This window comes from Gilliamella sp. X-23, assembly GCF_057063545.1.
This window is the reverse complement of sequence record NZ_JBXSQG010000013.1, coordinates 34,213-46,671: the sequence shown is the minus strand read 5'-3', so window position 1 is coordinate 46,671 and position 12,459 is coordinate 34,213. Positions and strand designations below refer to the sequence as shown.

General features: G+C 35.0%; 10 protein-coding genes and 1 pseudogene. 7 read left to right on the top strand and 4 right to left on the bottom strand.

Features of this window, described 5'->3' with window-relative positions:
- Positions 1-158: 158 nt before the first annotated feature.
- The gene (locus tag ACYH9I_RS09230; protein ID WP_483560463.1) at positions 159-1,781 is read right to left on the bottom strand and encodes a hypothetical protein; all 1,623 of its coding nucleotides are present in this window, start codon (positions 1,779-1,781) and stop codon (positions 159-161) included.
- Between the two features lie 334 nt (positions 1,782-2,115).
- A pseudogene (locus tag ACYH9I_RS09225) lies at positions 2,116-4,282 on the bottom strand (Tex family protein); the annotation flags it as partial.
- A gap of 44 nt (positions 4,283-4,326) precedes the next feature.
- Between ACYH9I_RS09225 and greB the strand changes: the two are divergent.
- A complete protein-coding gene (greB, locus tag ACYH9I_RS09220; RefSeq protein ID WP_091347290.1) occupies positions 4,327-4,812 on the top strand; it encodes a transcription elongation factor GreB in 486 nt (161 codons plus the stop codon).
- 66 nt (positions 4,813-4,878) lie between these two features.
- Positions 4,879-5,985, top strand: coding sequence for a YcbX family protein (locus ACYH9I_RS09215; RefSeq protein ID WP_483560462.1), 1,107 nt, complete (start codon positions 4,879-4,881; stop codon positions 5,983-5,985).
- A 41-nt stretch (positions 5,986-6,026) separates the two neighbouring features.
- Here the strand turns inward: ACYH9I_RS09215 and ACYH9I_RS09210 are convergent, their stop codons facing one another.
- Both ACYH9I_RS09210 and ilvC read right to left on the bottom strand, forming a co-directional pair.
- Entirely contained in the window at positions 6,027-6,599 is a 573-nt protein-coding gene (locus ACYH9I_RS09210) for a cell division protein ZapC (RefSeq protein ID WP_483560461.1), read from the bottom strand.
- 248 nt (positions 6,600-6,847) lie between these two features.
- Positions 6,848-8,326, bottom strand: a complete 1,479-nt coding sequence (ilvC, locus tag ACYH9I_RS09205) for a ketol-acid reductoisomerase (protein WP_483560460.1) — start codon at positions 8,324-8,326, stop codon at positions 6,848-6,850.
- Between the two features lie 172 nt (positions 8,327-8,498).
- Between ilvC and ACYH9I_RS09200 the strand changes: the two genes are divergently transcribed.
- The 5 genes from ACYH9I_RS09200 to fis are packed head-to-tail and all read left to right on the top strand — an operon-like array spanning position 8,499 to position 12,383.
- On the top strand, positions 8,499-8,735 hold the full coding sequence (locus ACYH9I_RS09200) for a YhdT family protein (protein WP_483560459.1): 237 nt from the start codon (positions 8,499-8,501) through the stop codon (positions 8,733-8,735).
- Positions 8,736-8,742: 7 nt separating this feature from the next.
- A complete protein-coding gene (gene panF / locus ACYH9I_RS09195) occupies positions 8,743-10,194 on the top strand; it encodes a sodium/pantothenate symporter (RefSeq protein WP_483560458.1) in 1,452 nt (483 codons plus the stop codon).
- Positions 10,169-11,035: a 50S ribosomal protein L11 methyltransferase gene (gene prmA / locus ACYH9I_RS09190; RefSeq protein WP_483560457.1), complete on the top strand. Its 867-nt coding sequence runs from the start codon at positions 10,169-10,171 to the stop codon at positions 11,033-11,035. Before panF ends, prmA begins: the two co-directional genes overlap by 26 nt.
- A gap of 36 nt (positions 11,036-11,071) precedes the next feature.
- Positions 11,072-12,079 carry a tRNA dihydrouridine synthase DusB gene (gene dusB / locus ACYH9I_RS09185; protein WP_483560456.1) on the top strand — a complete coding sequence of 336 codons (1,008 nt, stop codon included), beginning with the start codon at positions 11,072-11,074 and terminating at the stop codon, positions 12,077-12,079.
- A gap of 7 nt (positions 12,080-12,086) precedes the next feature.
- Entirely contained in the window at positions 12,087-12,383 is a 297-nt protein-coding gene (gene fis, locus ACYH9I_RS09180; RefSeq protein ID WP_034883623.1) for a DNA-binding transcriptional regulator Fis, read from the top strand.
- Positions 12,384-12,459: the final 76 nt, after the last annotated feature.

Here is a 12,459-nt window from a genome sequence, read left to right as displayed (position 1 = left end):
GAGAATAATCACCATATTATTCGGTAATCGTAACTAAGCTAACATAGCTGTAGTGCCGTGTTCAAGGTTTATACCCTATTGTTGGCACTACAGTTTTTTATAGTGTTTAATATTGAATGATTTTTATTTAGTAACTTATTAAAATATCATGAAATTTATTAATAATATTCAATAGTTCGTGTAGTTATCATGTGATCATCACACTCTTTAACTATCCAATCACCTTTTCCATTATGTTTAGAAAATTGACACTCAAGAGTTGCTTTCTTGTTGTTATCAACATATTTTTTTAATTTGATTAGCTGACCTTGTTTATTATACTCCATAGCATATGTTTCATTACCGATCACTCTAGAAATCAACTGATTTTTATTATTATATTGAAATGTCATATTATTATCAAAAAATAGTATCTTATCTTCATCATCGTAGCCGACAGAAACTGAGCGAAGTTTATCTAACTCACCCATTTTTTGAACAAATTTTGTTCTATAGTCTGTTTGGAAAATATCAAATAAATCGGTTTTATTATAATTATCGGTTGCAAACGGATTCGTATAGTTTTGATTTAGGCTAGGCAAAGACATGGTAAAATAATCATAAAATTTCCAGCTCGTTCTTTCTGTTTCTAAATCGTCAGAAGCGACAATACTACGCTTCAGTCCATAATTATAACTTTTAGTTGTCTCAACAAAAGAAGTAACTAACCCACTATCATCGAAATTCATTTCAAAAACAGAGCTGCCGCCATTATCTAGCAAATTTTGATATTGACCCAATAACTTGTTTTTTATATCGCCTGTTGCAGACTTAATACGATTTTGGGTAAGGGCATGATCAAAAAAGTAATACATTACAACTTGGTTAGTTGAGCGAGCTAAATTTTCTGAAGGATTTGCTTTTGCAAATAATACGGGATCTGATTCTATACCCCAATCATTAATGATGCGATTATATGAAAAAAAATATTTTCTTATTTTTGCTACTTTTTCTTTATCGTAATATGCATAAGTAAAATGTTCCTGATCCCATTTGTTTTCATCTTCACTATAAAAAAATGACTGTCTTATTGAATCATCGTTATCAAAGATAAACTCACCATTGACCAATTTAGCTAACTTAATATCAGACGATATTTGATTTGGAAATTGCCCATCGATGAGTTTAGGGTAACTATAGGCAAAATGTGCATCTTTTTTATTTTCGTCTAACTCTCCAGCATAAAAATATTGTTTAAAGATATCATTATTAACCCAAGAAGGAATTTGTTCAATATTATAAGTGACTGTTGCAAATGAATTTACATTATTGCTCATACCTAAAAAAAATAGTTTATCTAAAGTCACTTGTCCAAAACAAAAACTACCTTTTTTAAATTTTGTGTCGCTGTTTAATTTAGCTAATTGATAGGTTGTGGTTTGGTTGTTAGCATCTAATGAACGGTCTAATAAACCTAAGCTTGTAAAAACTTCTAATCGCCGATTTAATTCGTTATTTATCCACACTTCCGATCGTTCGTTTGCTGGATAACTGAGATCTTTTTTAAGGTAAGGGAATGTTACTTTGCCTAGATAGAAACAAATTGGTTTGTCTTGATCTTCCAGTGTTGCTTTAATTTCTTCCGTTAATTTTACTTTACTTTTATCACATCCTGACAGCATAACCAATAATGTCAGTGGAACAACATTAAAATATTTTTTCATTGTTTTTGATAGTCCTTTTCCTATTATTTTTATTTCTGATAAATCTTTTAAGAAATAATCCATTTTTGATTGTAACATGATTTAGGTAAGGTGATAAGTTTGCTCATTTTTCTTATCTGTTCTAGATCAATATTTGGACAGATTATTATTGATGATTTTTGCTAAAAAACTAAAATTCATATTGATAATATTCAATATTAAAATAGCTATATATCGGAAGGACTTTAATAAAAAAATAGGGACAATCGTCCCTTAATTTTTAACATGTTGTTTATTTATTTTTTTTTAAACGCGGCAGCAAATGCATTACCCATCGCATTATTGACACTCGACGATGTGTGCGTTTTTTGGGTATTATTGACGCTCCCTTTATTAATAGATTGACGATTGTCAGCTTTCGAAATAGCAGGATCATTTAACCGCATTGATAAAGCGATACGTTTGCGTGGAATATCAACTTCAATCACTTTCACTTTAACAATATCACCAGCTTTTACCACTGTTCTTGGATCGTCAACAAACTTATCTGAGAGTGCCGAAATATGCACTAAACCATCTTGGTGAACCCCAATATCCACAAAAGCACCAAAGTTGGTTACATTGGTTACCGAACCTTCCATAATCATGCCAACTTTTAGATCTTCCATCGTTTCGATATCATCAGCAAATTGAGCGGTTTTAAATTCAGGCCTTGGATCACGTCCTGGTTTGTCGAGCTCTTTAATAATATCAGTTACAGTAGGAACGCCAAAATGGTCATCAACATAATCAACTGCGTTAAGCGATTTTAAGTAATTTGTATCACCTAAAATCTCTTTTAATGATTTATGATTTTTTTCTAAAATTCGCTCTACGACAGGATAAGCCTCTGGATGAACCGCTGATGCATCAAGTGGGTTTTTACCATCCATAATCCGTAAAAAACCAGCACACTGCTCAAATGCTTTAGGGCCTAAACGTGATACTTTTAATAACTGCTTACGGTCGGTAAATTGCCCATTTTCATTACGCCAATCAATGATATTTTGGGCAATCACTTTATTAAGTCCAGCAATACGTGCAAGTAGCATCATTGAGGCGGTATTCAAATTAACACCAACGGCATTTACACCATCTTCAACAACAGCATCAAGTTTTTTAGCTAACTGAGTTTGGCTTACATCATGCTGATATTGACCAACACCGATTGATTTAGGATCAATTTTAACAAGCTCTGCTAATGGATCTTGTAAACGCCTAGCAATAGATACCGCACCTCGAATCGACACATCAAGATCAGGAAACTCTTGCGCCGCAAGTTCGGATGCTGAATACACTGACGCTCCAGCTTCGCTAACAATCACTTTTTGCGCTTTGACCTCTGGGTATTTTTTTTGAACATCAAGATAAAAACGCTCAGTTTCGCGCGAAGCCGTACCATTGCCAATAGCAACCAATTCAACTTTGTACTTGATACAAAGCGCTGCCACCATCATAGCTGCTTTATCGGCTTGCCCAGTATGTGGATAAATTGTTTCAGTCGCAACTAATTTACCAGTTGCATCAACAACCGCTATTTTGACCCCAGTACGTAATCCTGGATCCATACCCATAGTCACTTTCATACCCGCCGGAGCTGCCATTAACATATCATGCAAGTTGGCAGCAAATACATTAATCGCTTCTTCTTCGGCGCGTTCTCGTAATGTTGTCATTAATTCGGTTTCCATGTGCATTAAAATTTTAATGCGCCATGTCCAATTAATAACGGCTTTACGCCATTTATCCGCTGGCTGATCATTAAAATGGACACCTAAATATTCAGTAATAATTTGTTCACAATAGCTTTCTTTTGGTGGCTCTTCGAATTGTGGATCGGCATTTAACGAGAGCTGTAAATAGCCTTCATTTCGCCCTCGGAACATCGCTAATGCACGATGAGATGGAATTTTAGAAATAAGTTCACTTTGCGAAAAATAGTCTCGGAATTTTGCGCCTTCTTCTTCTTTGCCACTCACCACTTGTGAAACTAAATGAGCGTTATTCCAAAGATAATGACGTACTTTTGCCAGTAATGTCGCATCTTCAGCAAATTTTTCCATTAAAATATAACGCGCACCATCTAATGCTGATTTTGTATCAGTAATACCTTTATCTACATTGAGATATTTTTCTGCTTCGATTTCTGGATTTAATGAAGGATTTTGCCATAAGTCATCTGCAAGTGGTTCAAGCCCTGCTTCAATGGCAATTTGACCTCGAGTACGACGCTTCGGTTTATATGGCAAATAAAGATCTTCAAGTTCGGTTTTACTCAACGTTGATACAATGCGTTCACTTAATTCTGGCGTTAATTTTCCTTGATCTTCTATAGACTTTAAAATTGTTTGTTTACGATCTTCAAGCTCACGCAGATAATTCAATCGGCTATCTAAATTACGTAATTGGGTATCATCAAGCCCACCAGTAACCTCTTTTCGATATCGCGCAATAAATGGAACAGTACTGCCTTCGTCTAATAATTGAATCGCAGCTAAAACTTGTTCTGGTTTTACTATAAGTTCACCAGCTATAATATGACTAATTTGATTATTTACCATGGTATCTCTGAATATTTTGTCAATTAACGGAATTTATCTTCAACATGCAAAAAGCTAATTATATAACAAGAGAGGGCTATTTAGCACTCGATCGTGAGCTAAAATATTTATGGAAAGAAGAAAGGCCTAAAGTTACCCAAGCGGTATCAGATGCTGCTGCGCTTGGTGATCGCAGTGAAAATGCCGAATATATCTATGGTAAACGAAGACTTAGAGAAATCGATAGACGAGTTCGTTTTCTTGCCAAACGATTAGAATCATTGACTATTATCGATCCAGATCCAAGACAAGAGGGTAAAGTATTTTTTGGTGCATGGATAAAGTTAGAAGATGAAAATGGAAATCTACACGTTTATCGCATTGTGGGGGCTGATGAGTTTAATCCTAAAAAAAATTGGATATCTATCAACAGCCCTGTGGCAAGAGCATTAATAGGACATAAAGTTGATGATGAAATAACCGTTATCACTCCAAATGGAAAAACGTTTTATTACATTGTAGAGATCAGCTACACAAAGTTAGAGGTTTAACTATATAAATTATTAAGCATTAAGTATATAATCATACTAACATATTGATAATTAATTTAATTTATTATGATTTCCATTGATCAGATCTATATCTATCCAATCAAATCGATGCAAGGCATACCGCTGACAAAGGCAAATACTGGCGATGGGGGCTTTGAACACGATCGTATTTTTATGCTTAGTGAACCCAATGGTTCATTTATTACTGCAAGGCAATACCCTGAACTTTTGAAATTCAAAACATCAATAGTAAAAAATGAAGTATACGTTTCGATATCTCCAACAAAAATGATAAAATTCAATCTTGATGAGTTTTCATTAAGTAATGAGCCAACCGAAGTTTGGGGAAATCATTTCACCTCGCAAATTGCTCCCATACGAGTAAATCAATTTTTCAGCCAAATTCTACATAAAGACGTACAATTACGATGGGTTGGGCAACAGTTAACTCGTCGAACAAAACGCTACCCAGAAGTACCTGTTAGTTTTGCTGACGGTTATCCTTATTTGTTATTGAACAAGGCTTCATTTAATTATTTACAACATCAATGCCCAGAACAACTCGATATTAGGCAATTTCGAGGTAATATTATTATTCAAGGTGCACTCCCTTTTGCTGAAGATGGTTGGAAGACAATCAAAATTGGCGAGGTAATTTTTGATATTGTTAAACCTTGTACTCGCTGTGTGCTAACAACAATCGATGTCAATTCATCAAAACCATTTGCTAATAATGAACCGCTTAAAACATTACGGTATTTTAGAGCCGATGAGCAAGGCCAAATTGATTTTGGTATGAATATGATTGCCCGAAATCATGGCACCATTTCAATTCACGATAAAATAGAGATATTGGAAAAGCAAATAGCCAAAAACTATATAAAAAACTTTCCTCCAGAAATAAAAAGCGAAACACAACTTTGCACAATTACTTTTGAAGATAAAACTATTAAAGGTAACAATAAGCAAACCATTTTAGAACAGTTAGAACAACATAAAATAGCATTACCTTATTCCTGTCGTTCGGGTGTTTGTGGACGTTGCTCAGTTGTTTTAAAAAAGGGAGAAATAAGTGCATTAACTCAGTCAGCTATAAAACTTAATAATCGAATTTTAGCCTGTAGCTGCGTTCCCAAAGGAGATATTACTATCGAATCATCCAAAAAAGAATAAAATTAATATGACAACTATTTTACTGATTTCTGTTTTTGATATTAAGAAATAGCTTCTAATTCAAAATGTTCTACCAATCTCATCTGCTCAGATAAAGGTTGCCACATAGGCTGCAATCGGTCATTCATAACTTTAATTGCTTCGGCAAAATAAAAAGTTTTGTTCATTGCAATAAACGAAGGCTGTGCAATAACACAAAGTGAGGCATTTTTTCCAGCTTCGACAACCATCAAACAAATTTTTTGACCACCCTCTTGTAAATTTACCTCAACAATATCGGCTATTTTAGGAGTATATAACATTGGTTGTTGAGAAAAGTACCAGCTTTTAGGCATTTGAGGTTTTAAAAAATTAGCCGCAACAATAGCGTTAATGGATAATTCAATTTTTTGTGAGTCAGACAGGTTAAGCAACTGGCAACTATCATGAAATTGATAATAAGATGTTGCATCGCTAACAGAAAATGAAAATTCACCAAAAACATCAGGAATTAACATTTTACTTGGATAACAAGAACGAAATAACATTTCAGATGAAACTTCAAGCATTAGGCTATCGTATTCGCTGTCAAAATACCAACGCCAACAATCAGTCGGCCGAAAAGCCATTTTCATTGATGTATTATCCTCGTTAATTGAACCAAATTTAGCCAAAAAGATAACATAACTTAGATAAAAAATAAATAAAAATTTAAAATAAAAATTATTTAATTATATAATTTTTAAAAATTTTAAATAATGACTGAAAGGATCCAAAAAATCTAAGTTAGATCTGATTCAGATCCATTTGGATCCTTTTAGATCAATTTTTTAAACATAAAAAAAGGCGCTTTTAAGCACCTTTTTTAGCTGTAAATTACAGTTTAGCTTGCTACATTAATACGTTTCATATCAATCATATAGCTACGGAGTTTGCGTCCAATTTTTTCTATTGGATGATTGCGAATTTCTTCGTTTACATCACGTAATTGGGCATTATCTACACTCCCTTCAGGGATCCCTTTACCAAGATCTCCCGATTGTAACATCGGCATAAATTTTTCTTTTAATAATGGGACTGCAGCATTAGCAAATAGATAGTTACCATACTCAGCCGTGTCAGAAATTACAACATTCATTTCATATAAACGTTTACGAGCGATAGTATTAGCAATAAGTGGTAATTCATGTAATGATTCATAATAAGCAGATTCAGGTAAAATGCCAGATTCAAGCATAGTTTCGAATGCTAACTCAACACCAGCTTTCACCATTGCAATCATCACTACCCCTTGATCAAAGTAAGCCTGCTCATCAATTTTACCTTGATATTCAGCGGCCTTTTCAAATGCAGTTTCGCCCGTTTCTTTACGCCATTTAAGTAGGTTAACATCATCATTTGCCCAATCTTTCATCATGGTTGATGAAAACTCGCCAGAGATAATATCGTCCATATGCTTACGATAAAGATCAGTCATAATCACTTTCAATTCTTTTGCTAAAGCGTTTGCCCTTAATTTAGCTGGATTTGATAAACGATCCATCATTAAGGTAATTCCACCTTGTTTTAACGCTTCAGTGATTGTTTCCCAACCAAATTGAAGCAATTTACATGCATAAGCAGGATCGACACCATCTGCAACCAATTTATCAAAGCAAAGTAACGATCCAGTTTGTAACATACCACAAAGTATTGTTTGTTCACCCATTAAGTCTGACTTAACTTCAGCAACAAATGAAGATTGTAAAACACCAGCACGATGTCCACCTGTTGCTGCTGCCCATGCTTTAGCGATTGCTAAACCCTCACCTTTGGGATCGTTTTCCGGATGGACAGCGATCAGTGTCGGTACCCCAAAGCCACGTTTATACTCTTCACGTACTTCAGTCCCTGGGCATTTAGGTGCTACCATGACAACAGTGATATCAGAACGAATCTTTTCACCCACTTCAACAATATTAAAACCGTGTGAATAACCTAGTGCTGCACCTTGTTTCATTAGTGGTTGGACAGCTTGCACCACAGCCGAATGTTGCTTGTCAGGCGTTAAGTTGATCACAAGATCAGCAGTTGGAACTAATTCTTCATAACTTCCTACTTTAAAACCATTTTCAGTTGCTTTTTTCCAAGATGCACGTTTTTCGGCAATGGCTTCTTTGCGTAATGCATAAGATATATCTAAACCCGAATCACGCATATTAAGACCTTGATTAAGGCCCTGTGCACCACAACCTACAATGACAATCTTTTTACCTTTCAAAAAATCAGCTTCTGATGCAAATTCATCACGAGCCATAAAACGACATTGACCTAGTTGTTCTAATTTTTCACGTAGATTAAGTGTATTAAAATAGTTTGACATTATTCTCTCCAATAGTTGAGTTATTCATAATCGAATATCGACAATATATATTACTTTTTATATTGCTAAAATTGATATATTTAAAATATAATGTTGCATAAATTGCAACATACTTGCTAAGTTAATTACTTTCTTTTAATCTAAACCACCCTCAATTCACCAATCAATCAATATGGATGCTCGATATAAGCAAGCTAATAAAGAAGCTATACTTTCGTTATTGTTAACTTTTATTTATCTTCTTGGATGGGTTGTTTGTGCTTACTGCGTTAACGATAATCTAGGATTTTTAGGTCTTCCATTGTGGTTTGAACTATCTTGCATCATGGTACCTGTTGGTTTTGTATTACTCTGCTGGATGGTTGTAAAATTTCAATTCAAAAATATTTCATTAGAACAAACTAAGTGATAAAACAATGAATTTGGATATTATTGTACCTCTTGTCATCTATCTTATTTTCGTGTTTGCGTTATCAATTTATTCCTATATGAAACGCAAAAAGGTGAATCAATTTACTGATTACTTTATCGGTAATCGAACCATGGGAGGATTTTTACTCGCCATGACATTAGCTGCAACTTATATTAGTGCCAGCTCTTTCATTGGTGGCCCAGGTGCAGCCTATAAATTTGGTCTTGGTTGGGTACTATTGTCGATGATCCAAGTCCCAACAGTACTACTTTCACTTGGTATTTTAGGCAAAAAATTTGCCATTTTAGCACGCAAATATGATGCAATAACCTTAAGTGATATGCTTTATGCTCACTATAAAAGTAAAACCATTGTTTGGTTTGCAAGTATTACTCTTGTCGTTGCCTTTATTGGTGCGATGACGGTACAATTTGTCGGCGGGGCTCGATTGCTACAATCATCAATAGGTATTCCTTATCATACCGGGCTATTAATATTCGGTATTGGTACTGTTATCTATACTGCATTTGGTGGTTTTAGAGCCAGCATTTTAAATGATGCATTTCAAGGTTTAGTGATGATAATTGGCGCGATATTATTACTTGGTGCGATTATTTATGCAGGTGGGGGAATTACGACAATAATTGATCGATTAATGGAAATTGATCCTGCACTTTTAACACCACAAGGGCCCAATGATTTCATAGATTTACCGTTTATGGCGTCATTTTGGATTTGGGTTTGTTTTGGTGTGGTTGGTTTGCCTCATACTGCAGTGCGTTGTATGGCCTATAAAGATAGCAAAGCCGTGCATCAAGGAATTATTATCGGTACTATTGTTGTTTCTGTGATTATGCTAACCATGCACTTATCTGGCGCTTTAGGTCGTGCTATTATTAGTGATTTAACAATTCCAGATCAAATAGTGCCAACATTGATCATAAATGTATTACCTCCTTTTGCAGCAGGTATCTTTTTGGCAGCACCTCTTGCAGCGATTATGTCCACTATTAATGCTCAGTTATTACAAGTATCATCAGTTCTTATTAAAGATCTATTTTTAAGAATCAAAACTCATGTTAATTTTAGCGATAAATTTCTCACTCATATATCAGTCACTATCACTTTTATTTTTGGTGGATTGCTTATTTTAGCTGCATGGACTCCTCCTGACATGATTATTTGGTTAAATTTACTTGCTTTTGGAGGGCTTGAAGCTGTTTTTCTATGGCCGTTAGTGCTTGGATTATACTGGAAAAATGCCAACGCTACAGGGGCGCTTTGCTCAATGCTTACTGGCGCTGTGAGTTATACATTATTAGCGAGTTATGATATTAAACTATTAGCTCTCCACCCAATAGTACCGTCTCTAGCTATTGGATTTATTGTTTTTATTATAGCCAATATGTTTGGCAATAAAAGGGAAAATTATGCCTTGGATTCAACTCAAAATTAATACAACTAGTGATATTGCTGAACAAATTAGCGAGCAATTAGAAGAATCAGGCGCAGTATCTGTGACATTTCAAGACACGTATGATACTCCTGTATTTGAACCACTACCCGGCGAAACTAAACTTTGGGGTAACACCGATGTCATTGGCTTATATGATGCTCAAACAGATATCAATGAATTAAAAGCAATATTAAATCTTGAGCAATATTCTTATAAATTTGAACAATTGGAAGATAAAGACTGGGAGCGAGAATGGATGGATAACTTTCATCCTATGCAATTTGGTAAACGACTTTGGATTTGTCCAAGTTGGCGCGATGTACCCGATGCAAACGCAGTCAATGTTATGTTAGATCCTGGTTTAGCATTTGGAACAGGTACTCACCCAACCACTGCATTATGCTTAACTTGGCTAGATAGTTTAGATCTGAACGATAAATTAGTAATTGATTACGGTTGTGGGTCTGGTATTTTGGCAATTGCAGCACTTAAATTAGGCGCAAAGCGAGTAATTGGTATCGATATTGATCCTCAAGCCATTCAAGCTAGCCGTGACAATGCTCAACGTAATGATGTCAGCGAAAAGTTAGAACTTTATTTATCAAAAGATATCCCTGATAATTTACAAGCAGATATCCTTGTTGCCAATATTTTAGCTGGTCCATTAAAAGAACTTGAACCACATATAAGTAAATTAGTAAAACCGCAAGGTAAGCTAGGATTATCGGGTATTTTAGCAACTCAATCACCAAGTGTTTGTATGGCTTATAAACCTCATTTTACACTAGATCCTGTTGTTGAACAGGAGGAGTGGTGCCGTATCACTGGTAAAAAAATTTAAAAAAATAACGTTACCCCCTTTTAAGTTAGAGAAAAAATGCGTAATATAGCCGGCCTTAATTTGCTTAGCATTGGTGAGATTAAATTAAGAAATAATTTAATTGCTGCACCAATGGCTGGAATCAGCGATAAACCATTTCGTAATTTGTGCTATCAGTTTGGTGCTGGTATGACAGTTTCAGAAATGTTTTTAGCAAATTCGGATGTTTGGCATACCGATAAATCAGCTTTGCGGATGGTTGCAAGCGAGGATATGGGTGTTCGTGCAGTACAAATTGTTGGTTCTGATCCCGACGAAATGGCTAGAGCTGCAGAATTTAATGTCAAACATGGCGCTCAATTGATTGATATCAATATGGGGTGCCCAGCTAAAAAGGTCAATAAAAAATTGGCAGGATCTGCTTTAATGCAGTATCCAGAACTTATTAAAAAAATTTTGCAGAAAGTTGTCGGTGCAGTTGATGTTCCGGTAACATTAAAAACGCGGACTGGATGGAATAAAGATCATAGAAATTGCATAGAAATCGCACAAATTGCACAGGACTGTGGCATAAAGGCAATTACTATTCATGGAAGAACACGTGCTTGCTTATTCAATGGTGTGGCTGAATATGATTCTATTAAGGCAGTTAAAGAAAACGTTACAATTCCTGTAATTGCCAATGGGGATATTTGTACACCTGAACAGGCAAAAGATGTTTTTCAATATACGCAAGCTGATGCTATAATGATCGGCCGAGCGGCACAGGGGCGACCTTGGATATTTGAAGAAATTGCATTCTATTTAACACATGGACAGTTACAGAAAAATAAAAGTATTGATGAAGTAGAACAAGTTGTATTGTCACATCTTGATGAACTTTATCAATTTTATGGAGAATACAAAGGATTAAGGATTGCCAGAAAGCATGTAAATTGGTACACCAAGAATTATGCTGACAGCGATCAATTCAGGCGCTTATTTAGTGTACTTAGCAATACAAGTGAGCAAGTAAACACTCTAAAAGCATTTTTTAGTCAAATTAGAAACAACCCAAAGAGTTAAGAATACTATGTCAGAACAACGCGTTACAGCTGCAGCACTTAAATTTACAACTGTAAATTCTCAGGACCAAATAACACAAAAGCCATTGCGAGATTCCGTAAAGCAAGCTTTAAAAAACTATTTATCGCAATTAAATGGTGAAGATCCTACAGATCTTTATGAATTAGTGTTAGCTGAAGTTGAACATCCATTCCTTGATATGGTTATGCAATATACACGTGGCAATCAAACTCGAGCAGCAAATATGCTTGGTATCAACCGCGGTACACTTCGCAAAAAATTAAAACAATACGGAATGAGTTAATCGTCTATTATTTAACATTTTATAATATAAAAGGCACCTTAATATAAGGTGCTTTTTTCCATTTTAAAGCACAATT